This window comes from Actinophytocola sp., assembly GCF_050699915.1.
Taxonomy (GTDB): Bacteria; Actinomycetota; Actinomycetes; order Mycobacteriales; family Pseudonocardiaceae; genus Actinophytocola.
Genome location: NZ_JBOHGA010000007.1, coordinates 44,065 through 61,012 on the forward strand (window position 1 = coordinate 44,065; position 16,948 = coordinate 61,012).

General features: G+C 70.6%; 20 protein-coding genes and 2 pseudogenes. 12 read left to right on the forward strand and 10 right to left on the reverse strand.

The window, feature by feature from the left end; genetic code table 11:
- Positions 1-9: 9 nt before the first annotated feature.
- From ACRDSK_RS02490 to ACRDSK_RS02500, 3 genes are all read left to right on the forward strand, one after another.
- Complete coding sequence (locus tag ACRDSK_RS02490) at positions 10-834, forward strand: superoxide dismutase (RefSeq protein ID WP_431438215.1); 825 nt, start codon at positions 10-12, stop codon at positions 832-834.
- Positions 835-922: 88 nt separating this feature from the next.
- Positions 923-1,297, forward strand: a complete 375-nt coding sequence (locus ACRDSK_RS02495; RefSeq protein ID WP_431438216.1) for a MerR family transcriptional regulator — start codon at positions 923-925, stop codon at positions 1,295-1,297.
- 107 nt (positions 1,298-1,404) lie between these two features.
- Positions 1,405-1,827 (forward strand): hypothetical protein, encoded by a 423-nt coding sequence (locus ACRDSK_RS02500; protein ID WP_431438217.1) that lies wholly within the window; start codon positions 1,405-1,407, stop codon positions 1,825-1,827.
- A 35-nt stretch (positions 1,828-1,862) separates the two neighbouring features.
- Here ACRDSK_RS02500 and ACRDSK_RS02505 read toward each other — a convergent pair.
- Both ACRDSK_RS02505 and ACRDSK_RS02510 read right to left on the reverse strand, forming a co-directional pair.
- Positions 1,863-2,800, reverse strand: a pseudogene (locus ACRDSK_RS02505) (sporulation protein).
- Between the two features lie 71 nt (positions 2,801-2,871).
- A complete protein-coding gene (locus ACRDSK_RS02510; RefSeq protein ID WP_431438218.1) occupies positions 2,872-5,901 on the reverse strand; it encodes a tetratricopeptide repeat protein in 3,030 nt (1,009 codons plus the stop codon).
- 128 nt (positions 5,902-6,029) lie between these two features.
- Between ACRDSK_RS02510 and ACRDSK_RS02515 the strand changes: the two genes are divergently transcribed.
- The 3 genes from ACRDSK_RS02515 to ACRDSK_RS02525 are packed head-to-tail and all read left to right on the forward strand — an operon-like array spanning position 6,030 to position 7,866.
- Positions 6,030-6,743, forward strand: a complete 714-nt coding sequence (locus ACRDSK_RS02515) for a hypothetical protein (RefSeq protein ID WP_431438219.1) — start codon at positions 6,030-6,032, stop codon at positions 6,741-6,743.
- Positions 6,744-6,780: 37 nt separating this feature from the next.
- Positions 6,781-7,104, forward strand: coding sequence for a type VII secretion target (locus ACRDSK_RS02520; RefSeq protein ID WP_431438220.1), 324 nt, complete (start codon positions 6,781-6,783; stop codon positions 7,102-7,104).
- A gap of 3 nt (positions 7,105-7,107) precedes the next feature.
- Entirely contained in the window at positions 7,108-7,866 is a 759-nt protein-coding gene (locus ACRDSK_RS02525; RefSeq protein WP_431438221.1) for a WXG100 family type VII secretion target, read from the forward strand.
- A gap of 17 nt (positions 7,867-7,883) precedes the next feature.
- On the opposite strand, the gene ACRDSK_RS02530 is transcribed toward ACRDSK_RS02525, so the two are convergent.
- Together ACRDSK_RS02530 and ACRDSK_RS02535 are read right to left on the reverse strand one after the other, a co-directional pair.
- On the reverse strand, positions 7,884-8,252 hold the full coding sequence (locus ACRDSK_RS02530; RefSeq protein WP_431438222.1) for a VOC family protein: 369 nt from the start codon (positions 8,250-8,252) through the stop codon (positions 7,884-7,886).
- A gap of 124 nt (positions 8,253-8,376) precedes the next feature.
- A complete protein-coding gene (locus ACRDSK_RS02535) occupies positions 8,377-8,580 on the reverse strand; it encodes a hypothetical protein (RefSeq protein ID WP_431438223.1) in 204 nt (67 codons plus the stop codon).
- Positions 8,581-8,794: 214 nt separating this feature from the next.
- Here ACRDSK_RS02535 and ACRDSK_RS02540 point away from each other — a divergent pair, with 214 nt between their 5' ends.
- Positions 8,795-9,235, forward strand: coding sequence for a response regulator (locus tag ACRDSK_RS02540; RefSeq protein ID WP_431438224.1), 441 nt, complete (start codon positions 8,795-8,797; stop codon positions 9,233-9,235).
- A complete protein-coding gene (locus ACRDSK_RS02545) occupies positions 9,235-10,068 on the forward strand; it encodes a hypothetical protein (protein WP_431438225.1) in 834 nt (277 codons plus the stop codon). The genes ACRDSK_RS02540 and ACRDSK_RS02545 overlap by 1 nt, the downstream gene beginning before the upstream one ends.
- 349 nt (positions 10,069-10,417) lie before the next feature.
- On the opposite strand, the gene ACRDSK_RS02550 is transcribed toward ACRDSK_RS02545, so the two are convergent.
- Positions 10,418-10,945 (reverse strand): N-acetyltransferase family protein, encoded by a 528-nt coding sequence (locus tag ACRDSK_RS02550; protein WP_431438226.1) that lies wholly within the window; start codon positions 10,943-10,945, stop codon positions 10,418-10,420.
- A gap of 15 nt (positions 10,946-10,960) precedes the next feature.
- Positions 10,961-11,044, reverse strand: a pseudogene (locus ACRDSK_RS02555) (dihydrofolate reductase family protein); the annotation flags it as partial.
- Between the two features lie 21 nt (positions 11,045-11,065).
- On the opposite strand from ACRDSK_RS02555, the gene ACRDSK_RS02560 reads away from it, so the two are divergent.
- A complete protein-coding gene (locus tag ACRDSK_RS02560) occupies positions 11,066-11,830 on the forward strand; it encodes an SDR family oxidoreductase (protein WP_431438227.1) in 765 nt (254 codons plus the stop codon).
- 195 nt (positions 11,831-12,025) lie between these two features.
- On the opposite strand, the gene ACRDSK_RS02565 is transcribed toward ACRDSK_RS02560, so the two are convergent.
- On the reverse strand, positions 12,026-12,898 hold the full coding sequence (locus ACRDSK_RS02565) for a hypothetical protein (protein ID WP_431438228.1): 873 nt from the start codon (positions 12,896-12,898) through the stop codon (positions 12,026-12,028).
- A gap of 167 nt (positions 12,899-13,065) precedes the next feature.
- The gene (locus tag ACRDSK_RS02570) at positions 13,066-13,419 is read right to left on the reverse strand and encodes a hypothetical protein (RefSeq protein WP_431438229.1); all 354 of its coding nucleotides are present in this window, start codon (positions 13,417-13,419) and stop codon (positions 13,066-13,068) included.
- A 129-nt stretch (positions 13,420-13,548) separates the two neighbouring features.
- On the opposite strand from ACRDSK_RS02570, the gene ACRDSK_RS02575 reads away from it, so the two are divergent.
- The 3 genes from ACRDSK_RS02575 to ACRDSK_RS02585 are packed head-to-tail and all read left to right on the forward strand — an operon-like array spanning position 13,549 to position 15,168.
- Positions 13,549-13,869 (forward strand): sigma factor-like helix-turn-helix DNA-binding protein, encoded by a 321-nt coding sequence (locus ACRDSK_RS02575; RefSeq protein ID WP_431438235.1) that lies wholly within the window; start codon positions 13,549-13,551, stop codon positions 13,867-13,869.
- A 53-nt stretch (positions 13,870-13,922) separates the two neighbouring features.
- The gene (locus ACRDSK_RS02580) at positions 13,923-14,498 is read left to right on the forward strand and encodes a SecDF P1 head subdomain-containing protein (protein ID WP_431438230.1); all 576 of its coding nucleotides are present in this window, start codon (positions 13,923-13,925) and stop codon (positions 14,496-14,498) included.
- 10 nt (positions 14,499-14,508) lie between these two features.
- Positions 14,509-15,168 carry a pyridoxine/pyridoxamine 5'-phosphate oxidase gene (locus tag ACRDSK_RS02585; protein ID WP_431438231.1) on the forward strand — a complete coding sequence of 220 codons (660 nt, stop codon included), beginning with the start codon at positions 14,509-14,511 and terminating at the stop codon, positions 15,166-15,168.
- A gap of 25 nt (positions 15,169-15,193) precedes the next feature.
- Here ACRDSK_RS02585 and ACRDSK_RS02590 read toward each other — a convergent pair whose 3' ends face one another.
- Entirely contained in the window at positions 15,194-15,592 is a 399-nt protein-coding gene (locus tag ACRDSK_RS02590; RefSeq protein WP_431438232.1) for an SRPBCC family protein, read from the reverse strand.
- A partial coding sequence (locus ACRDSK_RS02595) for a hypothetical protein (protein ID WP_431438233.1) occupies positions 15,576-16,948 on the reverse strand: 1,373 nt, incomplete at its 5' end. The genes ACRDSK_RS02590 and ACRDSK_RS02595, both read right to left, overlap by 17 nt.

Genomic DNA, 16,948 nt, shown 5'->3' on the forward strand with positions numbered 1-16,948 from the left:
GTACGCCAGATGCGTAGACGTGCCTTTCTGACCGCGGCCGCCGCCGCGCCCGCCATTACCGTGCTCGGTCGTGCGGTGGCCAGTGCCGACCCGATGCCGTGGGAGTTCGCGCTGCCCAACGGGTTCCAGCCCGACGGCATCACCATCGGCCCCGGCCCGTTCGCGTACCTCGCGTCGCTGGCCGACGGGTGCGTGTTCCGGTACGACCTACGTTCCGGCCACGGCACGATGATCAACCCGGGTGGTGGGACCCCGTCGGTCGGCATGAAGACCGACCGGCACGACCGGCTGTTCGTGGCGGGTGGCAGTGGTGGGAACGCCTGTGTGCTCGATGCCCGTACCGGCACCGAGTTCACCGCGTTCCGGTTCGCGACCGGTGACACGTACGTCAATGACGTGGTCCTCACCGAGGACGTCGCCTGGTTCACCGACTCCTGCCATCCGGAGCTGTACGGCCTGCCGCTGCGGGGTGCCGAGCTGCCGACCGAGTTCGTGCGCCTGCAGCTGTCCGGCGACTTCGTCATGGCGGAGGGCCTCAACGCCAACGGGATCGCGCGCACGCCGGATCGTCGCGCGCTGCTGGTGATGCAGAGCAACACCGGCAAGCTGTTCAATGTGGACTCCCGGACCGGCGACACCCGAACCGTCGACGTCGACCTGCTTCCGCACGGCGACGGCCTGCTGCTCAGTGGGCAGACCCCTGCTGGTGGTGCAGAGCCACCTCAACCGGATCGCGGTGGTGCGCCTCAACTCCCGTGGCACCGCCGGCCGAGTCGTCGACCACATCACCGACCACCGCTTCGACGTCCCCACCGCGGTATCGGCCCTTGGTGACCGCCTGTACGTGCCCAACGCGCGGCTGACGACGCCCCCGACCGCGGACACGACGTACAACGTGGTCGCCGTCAGGCGCAGGTAGCCGATGACCGGACTGCGAAGCGGACAGGTCGCCTCCGCGGCCGGAGTGAACCTGCAGACGCTGCGGTACTACGAGCGCCGAGGCCTGCTTGCCGAACCAGCACGCACCCAGGGCGGCCACCGAATCTACCCTCCGGAGACGGTGACCATGCTGCAGGTGATCAAGGCGGCGCAGCGGCTGGGCTTCAGCCTGGCAGAGGTGGCGGACCTGCTGGACATGGGAATCCACCGGTCCACCACCTCCGCCGAGGCGTCACCCGGTCGCATCAAGAAAAGACTCGCCGAGGTCGAAGCCAAGATCGTCGACCTGGGCATCATCCGCGTCACCCTCCGAGCCGCCCTCAGAATCGGCGTCTTCGACCCCGGCTCACCACCCTGAGAGCTTGTGTGTGGTACCCGAAGTGGTACCTGAACATCGGCGCGGTGCGCCAAGGGCTCAGCAAGCCCGCGTAGGCGTGGGAGGCGATCCGCACCGCCGACCGGCTGATGGGTCCGCGCCCGTCGTTCACGCAGTACGCCCTGGAGGCACACGCCGGCGCTTCCGAGGTCTGCCTCGCGCACCTGGAGGCGAACGGCGAGGGCCCGGACCGGGAAGAGCTGCGGGCGGCCAAGCGGCTGTGGGTACGTGCCGTGCGCGAGGCCGACCGCCTCGGCATGCCCTACGAGCGGGCCTGCGCCCACCACGAGCTCGGCCGCCACCTCGAACCGGGGGAGCGGTCCGCGCTCGGCCTGGACCAGGCCACCCACCTGGCACGGGCGATCGCCGGCTACGAGGCCGTGGGCGCGGTCGTGCCATCCGCCGGTGCGCCGCCTCGCCGAGCTGGCCAGCGGGAACCCGACCGCGGCCGGCGCGACGCCGAGGCGACCACTGTCATCGGCCGCCCTGGCACCGACCTGCCCCAGCCCTGACACGGCTCCTGACACGGCCGGGCCCCAGGTCGGGGTTACTCCTCGGCGCCGAGATCCCCGCCGTCGAACAGTTCGCCGTCCATCATGTCCGCCATGATCATGCCGCCCGCCAGGCCGGCGACGGCGCCACCGACGACACCGCCCATGCCGCGGCGGCCGCGCATGCCGTGGTGCCCGTGCTGGCCGTACCCACCGGAGGCCGGGACACGGTCGGCGGCCTGGGTGAGCCAGTCACCGATGAGGGTGTTCCAGTCGGCTCGCTCGGCGTCCTCGTGGGTCAGGTGGAAGCGGCCGAACGTGTCCCCGCCCTGGCGGAGCAGGCCGCCGCGCTTGCCGGCCTCGAGCACGACCCACAGGTCCCGATGGCGGTGACGAAGGTCAGCTCGACCTCGTTGAGGCGCCCGGCGAAGCGCGCGGGCGGGTAGAACTCGATCTCCTGGTAGAAGCCCAGCTCCTGGGGCACCCCGGCGATCCGCCCGGCCTCGACGTCGGTGGACCGGAAGGTGGCACCGAGCTCGCCGAACGCGTCGAGCACGCGGTCCTGGCACGCGACCGGCTGAACCGACAGGGGATCGAGGTCGCCCTTGTCCGGTGCGCCGGTGATCACCAGCTCGGTCCGCACGCCGACCGTCACACCGGGCAGGGCGACCTCACCGACGGCGGTGATCGGTGTCTCCCAGGGCAGCGGCAGCTGGAAAGGGACGTCGAGGCGCTCGTTCGCGGGTACGCGAACATCGGTCGCCACGGCGAGCCGGTGGAACTCTCCGACGCCGTGCGCCTCGCCGCCGGCGGTCTCGACCTCGACGCGGGTGACGAGGGAGAGCACCACCTGGTCGATGACGGCTTCACTGGTGCCGCCCTGGATGCACACCCGACCCGCGATGACCTCGCCGGGACGGGTGACCACCGAGTCGAGCACCGTGTCGACCGTGGGCCCGCCGACACCGAAAGCGGACAGCATTCGCTTGAACAAGGAGGTCCTTCCGAAACTTCGCAGCGACAACGACTCGCGGGTGCATGGTGTCACGACGGCGGAACGGGCTGTCAGCTTGTCCGGCCTTGCTCCACAGTCCTGTCGAGACCGTGGAGCCGGGTGTTGATCTCGGCGGCGTCGATCTCCTCGAACTGGGTGAGGCCGAGGTCGTCGAGGATCGTCAGGGCCTGCTGCCAGTGCTGGCGAGCCTGCCCGAGTCGGCCGAGGGCGCGGTAGGCGCGGGCGAGGCCGTCGTGGGCCCGCGACTGGTCGGGTGCCTGGCCGAGGTCACACGCGAGCTCGAGGGCGTGCCGGTGGTGGGTGAGCGCCTGGTCGGGCCGCCCGGTCGAGAGGTCGGTCCGCCCGAGGCCGTACCGGGCTTCGAACTCGCTGTTGCGGTGACCGAGCTCCAGCGCGAGTGCCAAGGCCTGCCGGTAGCAGGCGACGGCTTGCTCGTACTGGCCGTGCAGGCGGTAGGCGTGGCCGAGACTCCACCGCGCGTTGAGCTCGCCGACGCGGTGGCCGATGCCGCGGGCGACGGACAGGGCTTGCCGATGGCAGTCGATGGCGAGGTCGTACCGGCGTTGGGTGCGGTGGACGGAGCCGACACCCTCCAGCGCGTTGCGTTCGCCGGTGCGGTCCCCGGTGGCGCGGGCGAGCGTGAGGGCCTGTTCGAAGCAGTCGAGGGCCGACGCGTGCACGCTCTGCGCGCGGTAGGCGAAACCGAGGCCCGCCAACGCGCTGATCTCCCGGGCGCGGTCGCCGAGGGCACGGGCGATGGACAAGGTGTCCCGGAAGCAGTCGATGGCCGGCGCGTATCGGCCTTGCAGGCGGTGGAGCTGGCCGAGACCCCACAGCGCGTCGTGTTCGCCGACTCGATGTCCGGTCTCGTCGGCGAGCTCGACGGCCCGCTCGAAGCAGTCGATCGCCGCGCCGTACCGCTCCTGCATGCGATGTACGTGCCCGAGCCGGTTCAGTGTGTCGAGCTCGGCGACGCGGTCGCCGGTCTGGCGAGCCGCGTCCAGGGCGCGGCTGTGCAGGGCATCGGCGGTGGGATAACGCCCGCGGGTGCGCAGGTGCCGGTGCAGGGTCGCGGACAGGTGGAGGACATGGGCGGGTCTGTCGCACTGTGCGACAGCGAGAAGGTTGGTCAGCTCGGCATCCAGCCACGCGGCGGCGGCGGCCTCGTCGCCGAGTGCCGGCTGTGGCACGTCGGGCGTCGGCACGCCGGGCCGAGCGTCCGTCTCATATGGATAGAGCAGGTTCATGGCGACGGAAGCGGTCGCGGCGTAGTAGTCGAACAGGCGGGTCGACGCCTGGCGTCGCTCCGCTTCGGAATCCAGCTCCGCGCAGGTGTTCGCGGCGTGGACGCGGACCAGGTCGTGGAACCGATACCGGTTCGGCCGGGTTTGTTCGACCAGATGTACGTCGAGCAGGTCGTCGAGGAGCCGCTCGGCTCGGTCCGTCGTGGTGTCTGCGACCGCGGCCGCGGCGTGGGTGTCGAAGTCGGGTCCGGGGTGTTGGCCGAGCAGCCGGATCATGCGTTGCCGATCGGGCTCGAGCTGTCGGTAGGAGAGATCGAGGGCGGCGGTGACGCTGCGCCGGCCGGACTCGAGCTCGGCCAACCGATGTTGCTGGTCCCGCAGGCGTTCGGCGAGATGCGTCAGTGTCCACATAGGCCGGTTCCGCAGGCGGGCCGCGGCGATGCGAATCGCCAGGGGCAGCCGGCCGCACAGGCCCACTATCTCGTCGACCAGCTCCGCCCGGTCTTCGTCGAGACCGTCCGTGCCGGCGACGCGGTTGAACAAGGCGGTCGCGTCTCGTAGCGGCAGCACGTCGAGGGAGACCGGCCGGACGTCGTCGAGGCCGGTCAACCGTCTTCGACTCGTGACGAGCACGAGGCTCCCGGGCGCGCCGGGCAGCAGCGGGCGGACCTGGGTCTCGTCCAGGGCGTCGTCGAGCACGACGATCATCCGCCGGCCGGTCATGCTGGTACGCAACAGCGCCGCGCGTTCGTCCTCGGTGTGCGGGATCCGCGCGCTGGGGATCCCGAGGGAACGCAGGATCCGGTCGAGGACGTCGGCCGGCGCGGCCGGGTCCATGCCCGGGGTACAGCCGTGCAGGTCGACGAACAGGTGACCGTCCGGGAAGCGGTCGGCGAGCCGGTGGGCGGCGTGCACGGCGAGCGCGGTCTTGCCGATGCCGGCCATGCCGTCGATCGAGCTGATCACGACGGCGGTCGGCGACTCGACTCCGGAGCCGAGCGTGAGCAGCGACTCGAGCTCGGTGGCGCGACCGGTGAACGTGGCCAGGTCGCCCGGCAGCTCAGCCGGCGCCGGCGACGCCGGCCGCCGCGCCTCGGCGACGTTCAGGTCGGGGTCGTTGCGCAGTATAGCGGTGTGCAGCTCGACGAGCCGGGGGCCGGGATCGAGACCCAGTTCGTCGGCCAACGAGCCGGCGGTCTGCTGGAACACCTCGAGTGCCTCGGTTTGGCGTCCGGCCCGGTACAACGCGAGCATTCTGGCGGCCACCAGGCGTTCCCGGGCCGGAAACGCACGAGTGAGCTCGGCCAGCTCGGCGATGAGCTCGTCGTGGCGGCCGAGCTCCAGGTACGCCTCCACTCTCGACTCGACGGCCGCGATCCGCTGTTCCTCCAGCCGGGCACACAGCTGTTCGCGGAGCTCGCTCGTGGCGACATCGGCCAACGCCGGACCGCGCCACAGGCCCAGCGCCAGGTCGAGCATCTTGGCCCGCTGGGTGGGGTCGGCGGTGTTGCATGCCTGTCTTGTCATGCGGTCGAACCGGTGCGCGTCGACCATGTCCGGGTCGACCATGACGGCGTAGCCGACCGGCGTGCTGGTCAGTTCCACGCCCATGGTGCGCAGGCATCGTCGCAACCGGGACACGTAGACGTAGATGGCGTCCCGTGGTGACCGTACGGACTCGCGGTCTCCGAGCAGCTCTGCGAGCCGCGACACCGATACCGGCCGGCCCGCCGCCAACAGGAGCACGGCCAGCAACAACCGCTCGCGCCGGCGGCCGACGGGAACCTCTTGCCCGTCCGCGATCGCCTCGACCGAGCCGAGCAGCCGAAACTCCATGGCGCTGAGGCTATCCGCTTCACGGCAGGCGTTTGGTAAGGACGATGAAAGGTGTGCCGGGGAGACTCGTCTGGTCGGTCGCACAGCCGACGGAAAGCACGCATCGAGCAACCGGGAAGGGGACAAGCGTGCCGACGGATGATGACTGGCATCGCGGTTTCGCCGAACCGGACCTGGCGGACGAGTACCCGCGTCCCAGGGCGACGTCGCCGAAACCCGCCAGGGCCGGGTTCGAGGGCACGGACGACCACGGCGTGATCAAGGTGTTGGTGGACGGTTCGGGTGCGGTGGTCGACGTGGTGATCCCGTCGACCTGGCAGGACACGATCGCGTCGCGCGAGCTGGGCGTCGCCCTCCGGACCGCGGCGAACAACGCGTTCTTCAGCTGGCTCGCCGACGGACTCGCCAACGCCGATCTCGAACAGCGGCCGGTGTCGGCGCGCTCGCCGGAGGCGGGCGGACCTCCGTCGGGCGAGGTCTCGGCGAGCCTGGTGGACGAGGTCGACGAGCTGATCGCCAAGTACGACCGCGATCTTCGGACGTACCGCGAGCGGCTCCGCGCGGCGTCGGCCACCGCCACGGCGACGACCTGTGGGGTGAACGGCAGGATCGAGGTGACGATGCAACCGCGGCACGTCTCCGAGGTCACGGTCGACACGAGGTGGATCCAGTACGCCCGGTACACCGAGGTTCGGGCGGAGGCCGTGGCCGCGTTCAAGGCCGCGTGCCGGCAGGCCGGCACCGGACAGCCGGACGCCGTCGCGTTGCCGGCCTCGATCGCCCGGATGCGGGAACTGGCCAGTGACCCACGTGCGCTGAGCAGGCAGCTCGGCCTGTCCTGAGCCACCGAGCGAGACGACAACGACGAAGGAGGGTCCCTTGGCTCCAAGGGACGAAGTGCGCGTCGTATGCGAGAAGCTGCGCGAGGACGCGACCAGGTGGGACACGGCGTCGGACGCGATGGGAACCGCGTCGCGCGCGTCCGAGGGCCTCGAGCTCGGGCCGGCCAGGCTCGGCTACGTCGCACAGGAACGCGGGCTCATCGCGGCCTACGACGCCATCAAGCAGAAGCTCACCACGCTGCTCGGCGGCGGCGAGGCGGAGTTCGACGTCCTGGCGACCAAGCTGCGGGAGATAGCCGACAACTATGAACGCACCGACAGCCTGGGCGCCGACGCGATCCTGCGGGCCGGAGGAGGCTGACCGATGACCAGTCCCTTCATGGACGAGGTGTACGAGGCGGCCGTCGACCTGGTCCGGAACGCGATCGAGCAGCTCAAGGAGATCTGGAACGACTTCGTCGAGGCCTTCAACAAGGCGCTCAAGGTCGTGCCGGGCTACCTGAACCCCGGTCTCGTCCATGCGATGAAGAAGCTGTCCTCCTGGTTCGGCGACATGATGGAGAAGGTGTGGAAGGTCTACACCGAGCGCGGCTCGGCCGGCGCCGTGCGCGCGGTCGCCGGCGACTGGAACACCGAGGTCGGCGGCAAGGCCAGCACGCAGGCCGGCCTGCTCGTCCTCGGCCAGCTCCCCACTACCGGCTTCTGGAGCGGGACCGCGGGTAGCCGGTACATCCATGTGGTGAACGGCCAGAACAAGGCGCTCGCCGACGTCAAGACCATCACCGACAACCTGCAGACCACGCTGAACGAGATCGCCGAAGCGATGCGGACCTTCTGGCGGACACTGGCCGTCTCGGTGGGTGGCTACGTCGCCCTGATGGCCGGCTGCGCGGCGAGCGCGATGTTCGGGGTGACCGCGGTGGTGGCGATTCCCGCCGCGGTCGGGTTCACCGTCGCGTTCATCGGGGTGCTGAACGACCTCACGCTGGACTTCAGCAACGCGTTGGACGCCAAGGAGGCCAAGCTTCGTCAGCTGATCACCACGGACAGCTCCTTCGCGAGCGGCGCCTGGCCGCCGTCGACCGCGGACGCGCTCGCCGAGGCGGCGGCCACCGGACCATGAGTCGTGCCGGTCGACCTTCAGGCGCGTTCGGCTTCCACGCAGAACTCGTTGCCCTCGGGGTCGGCCAGCACGACCCAGCCGCGACCCGAGTCGCCGCGTTGGTCGTCGACCTGGGTGGCGCCGAGGCGCAGGAGTCGGGCGACCTCCTCGTCGCGGGTGTGTATTCGCGGCACGAGGTCGAGATGGACGCGGTTCTTGTGTTGCTTGGACTCCGGGACGCGGACGAAGAGCAGCTCGGGCACACCGGGATCGGTGGGCTCGACCGCGACCTCGGGGTCACCGGGCTCGTCGCGGGCGCTGACGGGCCAGCCGGTGACGGCGCTCCAGAACTCGGCGAGCGTGTAGGGCTCGTGGCAGTCGATGGTGACGTGCTGGATCGTGAACACGGATCCTCCAGGGGCGTACGGGCAGGACGGGGCAACGCATGCGCCTGATGTGCCCGCACACCTCCTGTCCGCTGGCCCTGGGCCCGCCGATCGATCCGAGACGAACTTCGATCTTACCGGCGCCTCAGTCGCTGTCACCTCGGTTTTCGGGCCGAGCGGGAGACGCATCGGCATGGCGCCTGGCGCGATGGTCGGCGTTGACCGCCAGCAACCATCCAGCCAGGCACACGCAGCCTGTCGTACCGGTCCACATCACCGCTGACTCGACGCCGAGCAGGCCGACCACCAGGGTGCCACCGAGGAGCGCGGTCGCCGCGATGCCGAACACGAGTGTGAGGACCGCGCCGACGCCGATGGATCGACCAGCTCGACGCATCGCGTCCTCCCTCGACGCAGGACTACCTGTCGTGGAATGCCCGGCGATGTCAGGCACAAACCAACACGTGCCGACGGCCGGTTCCACCAGAGATCCCAGCCAGGTTGGTGAATACCTGCCGGCGTCGGTGTTTGCGGCAGGGCTGTCGGGCGGGGATAGTGGTGGCGTGGTCTCCGCGCCGGCCCCAGTTGACATCCTCCTCGTCGAGGACGATCTCGGCGACGTGTGGTTCACCAGGGACACCTTCGAGTACTACAAGGTCGGCAACGCGCTGCACGTGGTCAACGACGGCGTGTCCGCCCTGCGCTTCCTGCGCAGGCAAACCCCGTACGAGGACGCACCACGGCCCGGCGTCATCCTGCTGGACCTCGAGCTGCCCAAAATGGACGGTCGCTCGGTGTTGGCGGAACTGCGCGCGGACGAACAGCTGCGCGACATCCCGGTAGTGGTGCTGACCAACTCGCAGGACGAGGTGGACATCATCCGCAGCACCTCGTTGGGGGCCAGCGCCTACGCCACCAAGCCGGTCGACTTCGACCGGCTGATCGAGATCGTGCGTCGGCTGGACGACTTCTACCTCACCGTCATCCGCACCCACGCGACCTGATGACGATCGCCGTTTCGTTGAAGGTGCACGAAGGCATAGTCCTGGCGTCTGACAGCGCGTCGACCCTCGCGCAGGTGCGGCCGGACGGCACGATGTCGGTCGCGAACGTCTACTACAACGTGAGCAAGATCGCGAACCTGGTGACGGGGCTGCCGCTCGGAGTCGTGACCTGGGGCTCCGGCTCCATCGGTGCCGAGTCGATTTCCACGTTGTTCAAGGACTTGCGCCAGATGCTCACCGGCGAGCGTGCGGGTCCCGACGGCGCGGACTGGAAGGTCGATGCCTCGGACTACACGGTCGCCGATGTCGCCGATCGAGTACGTGAGTTCATCTACCAAACCAAGTACCTCGCGGTCTTTGGTGGCAACGAACAAGTTCCCGACCTCGGCCTCGCGGTCGCCGGATACTCGACCGACGGTCCCCACGCCGAGGCGTTCAAGATCGAGATGGCTGGTGACGGCTGCCCTTCGCCTACGCGGATGTGGCCGGGTGCCGAGTGCGGCTTCTTCGTCGGTGGTCAGCCCGCGGCCGTCCTGCGCTTGGTGCACGGTGTCGATCCTCGAGTCGCGACAGTCCTCGTCGACGCCCTGGGAGTGTCACCTGACAAGGCCGAGCCCGCGGCGCAGATCATTCGAGATCAGCTTGCCGCGCCGTTGGTTCAGGAGCCGATGCCGTTCCGGGACGCCCTGGACCTTGCTGAGTTCTTCGTCGACCTCACCTGCCGCTACAGCCGGTTCCTACCGGTCGGTGCAACGACTGTCGGCGGACCGATCGAGGTCGCGGGCATCACGAAGCACGAAGGCTTCAAGTGGGTAAAGGGAAAGCAATACTAGCCGGCGCTCATGCTCCACGAGTTTGGGAGCGGTCAGGTTGGGAATTACCCAGGGTGTAACCGTAGAGCGACGTCGGCCGCGCCGAGTAGCAACATGGCCGGTCGACACACTCAAGGAGGCACTTGTGATCGTTCTTGGAGTCGTGTTACTTCTCATCGGCTTCCTAGCCAAGATCTCCATCCTGTGGACGATCGGAATCGTGCTCCTCGTCGTCGGTGCACTCTTGGCCGTTCTGGGCGGTACCGGGCGTCGCGTCGGCGGCAGGGCGCACTGGTACTGAGGAACCCACCCCCAGCTGTAGTCACCAGCGCGGTCGGCACGTCGCCGACCGCGCTGGCGCGTTGTCGGTTCAGTCGTTCAGGTCGTGGTGGAGTCGTCGTTCGTGGAGCTCGGTGTCGCCGGGCCCTCGGTCCAGTTGGGATCGTCCGGTGTCGGTCCAGCCGCGGCGTTGGTAGAAGCGCAGGGCGCGTTCGTTGGTGTCGAGCACCCACAGGCCGGCGTGGGTGAAGCCGCAGGAGCGGATTCGGTCGAGGGCGGCGGCGTGGAGCCGAGTGCCGATGCCGCGACGCCAGACGTCGGGGGCGAGGTAGAGCGCGTAGAGGTCGCCGAGCGTGGGGTCGGCGCGGTCGGCGGGCACGAGCGGCGGACCGGTCGCGGCGAAGCCCACGATGGCACCTTCGATCGCTGCGACGACGGCGCGGGTGTGCGGTTGGCGAGCGGTGAGGACGGCCGACCAGAACTGCTCCCGGTCGCGAATGGACAGTCCGGCCAGGACATCGTCGGGGAGCAGACCGCGGTAGGCGGCGCGCCAGGACCGCACGACCACGGTGCCGATGCCGTGGGCGTCGGCCTGCGTCGCGTCTCGGAGTTCGACCATGTCGTCGATGATGCCTCAGGCGTGCGGGGTGGGCCGGTAGACGAGCTCTTGGATGTGGCTGTCGAGCGTCCGGCTCTCGATTAGCTCGAGGTCGAGGTCGGGTACCCGTAGTCTTGGCTGATGTCTTCTCCCATGGCGGCTGAGGTCGGCGTACTTGTCGTGACCGGTGGGAGTCGCGGCATCGGCGCGCAGGTGGTCGAGCGCGCCGCGGCCGACGGCTGGACCGTCTGCTTCAGCTACGTCGACGCCGAGGGCCAGGCCGACGCGCTCGTGACCAAGATCCAGCACGACGGCGGTGTGGCGCACGCCGTCCACGCCGACATCTCCGACGAAGCCGATGTCCTGGCACTGTTCCAAGCCGCCGGCGACCTCGGCACCATCCGGGGAGTCGTCGCCAATGCCGCGATCGTGGCTCCCGCTCTCCAACTGCGGGACTTCACCGCCGGACGCGTCCGCCGGATGCTGGAAGTCAACGTGCTCGGCACGATCCTGTGCTGCCGGGAGGCCGTTCGGCGCATGTCGACGGCGGACGGCTACGAGGGCGGTGCCATCGTGTTGGTCTCGTCAGCGGCAAGTCGCCTCGGCTCGGCCGGTGAGTACATCGACTACGCGGCAAGCAAAGGCGCGATCGACAGCCTGGGGATCGGTCTGTCCCGTGAGGTCGCCGGCGAAGGCATCCGCGTGAACGTCGTACGCCCCGGACTCACGTCGACCGAGATCCACGAGCGCAACGACCAACCGGCACGCGTCCGCAGCCTGGAGCCGACGATCCCGCTCGGCCGCGCGGCTGAGCCCGCGGAAGTGGCCGACGCGGTGTTGTGGCTGCTCAGTGACGCCGCCTCGTACTGTGTCGGCTCGATCCTCGACGTGGCCGGCGGTCGCTGAGCGCCTGGCCGAAGAGTCGAAAGTCCCGCCGGTTCCGCCGTCGGCGCCTGTCGAGCCGGTCGCCGGTGACGGTGCGGGTCCGCTGCTGCCGGACACCTATCGCAGTACGACTTCGCGTTGCACGACAGCGCGACCGTGCTTCCATGAGTATCCGCTGTGGCCGGCGTCGTCGTCCGACCGCACACTCAACGAGGGTCAGGCGTTCAGGTGGACATCCTTGTTCGCCGCTGGTGGCTGGGTTTCGGCGCCGGTCACGTCGCGGGCCCGGGCCAGCTGGGCCACGCCGAGTGCGCAGAGCACGCCGCACGCGACGGCCAGGACGATCTCGACGTTCGTGGTGGCGAGGTGCTCCCCGAGCAGCACCACGCCGATGATCGTCGCGGTGGCGGGGTTCACCATGTTGGTCACCGCCAGGGGTGCGCCCAGGCCGCTGCGGTAGGAACGCTGGGTCAGGATGGTCGCGGTGACCGCGAAGAACGCGATCGCGACGATCGCGAGAATCGTGATCGGGCGGAGCAGCGCGGACGCGCCGGTGTCGCGCACGGTCACCACCACGGTCTGGCACAAGGCCGAGCACACGGAGTACGTCGCGCCGCCCGCGACCGCCTCCCAGAGCGGTGACGCTCCAGTTCGCCTGCCCTGCAGAGCCAGGACGGTGACGAGGGCGAGCGTGGCGGCGATCATCATCAGCAGCTGAGCCGAGGTGAGCGTTCGGGTCGCGGCCGTGCTGATGATCAGCGTCAGGCCGGCGAGGCCGATCACCGTGCTGGTCATGCCGCTCAGCTCCAGCCGGGTGACCCGGCGCCGCGCGGTCATCGCGGCCAACGGCACGGCGATGACCAGCGTCAGCACGCCGAGAGGCTGGATCAGCGAGAGCGGGCCGAACGCCAGGGACGTCACGTGCAGTGCCGCGCCGAGCGCGTTCAGTCCGAGCGCCAGCCACAGCTGGGGCAGGCGGATCAGCTCCGGGACGGTGAGATGTGCGTGGCGGGCCTGGATGAGCGCCGCCGTCGCGTAGGCGATCGCGACCGCCACGCAGAGCGCGATGGTGATGATCAGGTCGGTCATCGCAAGCGGTCGCCCAACTTCTCGGTTCGCCGACGGACCGGGTGTGCTCGTGCCCCCCGTCCGGACGTGCCGCGCCCCCGTGGCGGCATCGGACTCCACGAGAGTAGCCGCTCCGCGGTCGCGACGTGGACGAACCGGCTGTGAGCGCCCCCACGAGCCCACTCAGGTCAGCCGGTTCGCTGCCCGGCGTACGGCGACGGGTGCCCGGTCCTCAGGTAGCGGTCGGTGCCCGGCAGTGCGGCGCCGACGATGTCGCGGTCGGCCCCGGTGTCGCGTTCGAGCAGGCCCTTGTGTGGGAGGCGACCCATCGCGACGGTCTCCTCGACGGAGAAGTCGTTGTCCAGGTCGTGGTCCTGCGCGACGACCGCGGTACGCCGGCCGGCCTGGCGCGCGCTGGTGCGCCACACGTCATCAGGTCCGATGTGGACGGTGCGACACCTCGGTTTGAGGGCACGGTAGACGCAGCGGAGCCCCAGCGCGAGGTTCCAGGCCATGCCCTCGTTGAACAGGTGGCTCGTCACCAGGACGTCGCTGTGCTGCGCTTGCGCGGCGCGCCGACAGGGCTTCACGACTTGCCAAGCAGTCCACGCAAACATGGTCGGAATCCACGAAGGTTGAGTTCCCCGGTGACCGATCCGTTATCCTCAGTTATCGTGACTGATCGGCGTGCGGACGATCTGACGGAGTTGGCACTGGCCGCCGGCCGTGGCGACCGGGACGCGATGGAGCGTTTCGTGCGGGCCACGCAGCGGGACGTCTGGCGACTCGTCGCCCACCTGGCCGACGTCTCCCTGGCTGACGACCTCACCCGGGAGACCTACCTGCGGGCACTGCCGGCCCCGCCCGGCCTGCCCTACGCCGAGGCCGCGGCCATCTGCCACGTCCCGGTCGGCACCATCCGCTCCCGGGTCGCCCGTGCTCGCGAGGACCTGCTCGGCGCGGACCAGACTCGCCGCGAGGGCGCCGGCTAGTCGTACCCGTGCTCGGTGAAACCGATCGAGCTGTGCAAGGCCTTGGAGGTCGGGTGAAGGGCTGGGGAACGAAGACGTTCCTGTTGGTCGCGGTGGCAGCGGTGGCGTTGCCGGGGTGCGGCAGCTCCGAGGTCGGCACCCAGCCGTCGCGAACGCCACCGCCCGAATGGTCCGAGCCTCCGCCGTCCGAGACGAGCTCGTCGGGGTCGGCGGAGGAACAGGCGGAGGAGACCGGGCCGGTGAACCTGAGTCAGCCGCTGGTGCTGGCACGTGTGGTGCCGGAGGACAACTCGGCAACCGGGGCGACCGTGCGGTCCGATCCGGAGGGCTCGAGACTCCCGCTGGAGAAGCCGTTCATGACGGTCACCCGGCTCGAGCGCGCGGCGCTCCAGTACCTGGAGTACGACGGCACGTGGGCGGTCACGGTGAAGCTGGTCGGCGACGACGTCACGACGTTCGCCCAGTGGACGAGCGAGCACGCCGGCGAGCAGGTCGCGATCCTCACGAACGACCAGGTGGTCGCCGCGCCCCGGATCCGGTCCGAGATCACCGCGGGCGATGTCACGATCTCCTCGCGGTACTCCGAGGACGAGGCCCGCGACCTGCTGGCACAACTCGTGGGCAGCTGACCGGGCCGTCATGGGCGACGTCACCTCGGCGAAGTCCTTGCGGGCGTTGCCTTCGCTGGTCGGACCGCTGCCCGCGTTCGACCCGGAAACCGCGCCGGCTGAGCCGGATCCGTTGTTCGAGCAGTGGTTGGCGGAGGCGATCGACGCGGGTGTCGTCGGGCCGCACGCGATGACGTTGTCGACCGTCGACCCGGCGGGGAGGCCGTCGGCGCGCATGGTGATCCTGAAGTTCCAGGACGCCGGCTGCCGGGCGTTCGCGTCGGGATCGGGCAGCCGCAAGGGCAAGGAGCTGGCGAACACGCCGTGGGCGGCGCTGACGTTCTACTGGCCGGCGCTCGGCCGGCAGGTGCGGGTCCGCGGGCCGGTGGAGGTCGCCGACGCCGAGGAGAGCGCGGTGGACTTCCTGGCCCGGTCGCCCGACTCGAGAGGGGCCGCCTTGGTCGGCAACCAGAGTGCACCGCTGACCGACCTGGCCGAGCGGGATCGCGTGCTCGACGAGGCGGCTGCCAGAGCCGCCGCCGAGCCGGCGCTCGTGGCTCCGGAGTGGACGGTGTATCGGGTGGTGGCCGACGAGGTGGAGTTCTGGCAGGGCGACGAACGCCGCCGGCACGTCCGGCTCCACTACACCCGCGACGGCGAGAGCTGGGCGCGCCGGCTGTTGTGGCCCTGAGCGCCGGGGTGCGGTGGCGTGACGGCTACCCGGGCGGCTCGGCGGCGAGCGCGGCGAGGGCGACGAGCGAGCGGTGGATGACGTCCCGCTGGTCGCCCAGTCGGTGGGCTTCGGCGACGGGGATCTCCACGTGCACGGCGATCTCCGTCGCCCCGCCGTCGAGCGGGTGCAGGCGCCACTCGAACGTCAGGTCCGACACCAGGCACGAGATCGCCACGCAGCCGTCGGCCCGGTCGGTGCGCAGTTGTTGCGGCATCGGAAAGTCCGGGAAGCCGTCGGGGTACATCGTGTATCCGTCCACATCGGACTTCTCGACGGTGCCGATGCCGGCCCACCATTCGGGGAACCGGGACGGGTCGTAGAGCAGCTTCCACACGTCCTCGGGCGGTGCCGAGCTGCGGGCGCGGTCATCGAAGGTCGGCATGGGTCCTGCCCTCCAGCTCGGCGCGCACCGCCGCGAGCTCGCGGTCGGGCTCCACGAACACGCTGATGGGCGGGCGGCCGAGGTCGACGAGCGCGGTCACGTAGCCGGCCCCGGGGTCGCCCGCCCGTTCGGCACACCGCTGCCACGCCCGCTCGGCCTCGCGGAACCTGGCCGCGGCCAGCGCGCCGTCGCCGCGGGCGAGCGCGATCCGGGCCTGCACGGCGGAGACGCGGGCCACCAGCGTCTCGGGGAAGTCGCCCGCGCTGACGGGTTCGAGGACGGTGGCGCGCAGCTCGGTCTCGGCCTCGCCGGGACGCCCGGCTCGGGCGAGCGCGTCGGCGGTGTACAGGCGGGCGAGCGGCAGGCTGACCGGTGCGCGGGCGTCGACGGCGGCGCTCAGCTCGGTGGCGGCCGTGGCCCAGTCGCGCTCGGCGTGGGCGAGCATGCCGCGGTCGTGGCGTACCAAGCCGGCCAGCCCGGCCAGCCCGATCCGGTCGGCGAGCGCGGCCGCCTTGCCGACCGCGGCTCGGGCGTCGTCGAGGCGGCCGAGCCGGCGCAACACGGTGGCCCGCGCGGAGTGTGCGTACACGGCGAGTCGCAGCAGACCGGTCGGTACGACGAGCGGCAGGCAGCGCTCGGCGAAGTCCAGGGCGCGCTCGAAGTCCTTGGCGCACGCGGCCGCGCAGGCGGCGTTGGCCAGGCAGCTGTAGGCCATGTCCGGGCGACCCGCCCGGTTCGCGGCGGTGGCCGCGGCGGCGAGTGGCGCGTAGCTGTCGGTGAACCGGCCGGCCCGCAGCAGCGCGTGACCGCGGGCGACGCCCACGTCGTGGCTCAGCAGATCGGGTTTCGTCGCCACGGCGTCCACTTCGGACAGCAGACCGTCGACCGCGGCGGGGTCGCCGGACACCGACTCGGCCCAGGCGAGCCCGGCGAGGGCCTCGGCGCGGGCGAGCGGGTCGGGGTCGTCGATCTCCAGGACGTCGAGCGCGGCGCGGTAGGAGCGGCGGGACTCGCGCGGGTGGCAGATGCCGCCGCGCAGCCAGCGGCCGCGGCGCAACCACGCACCGGCGAGTGCGGCGGTGTCCGCGCGCGGGATGCGGGCCAGCGCCTCGTCGAACGCGACGTCGGACTCGGTCACCAGCCCACGCCAGGCCTGCACCTCGGCCAGCTCGACCCACTGGTCCGGGTCGTCCGGGGCGAGCCCGGTGACCTCGGTCAGGAACGCGGCCGCCTCGGGGAGCGCGGCCACCGTCCTGGCCTGCCCGGCGGCGGTGCGCAGGTGGGCGACGGCCAGGTCGTCGCGGCCGGCGAGGCGCAGGTGGTGGGCGACCTCGGCGGCGTGCCGGCGGCCGGGCC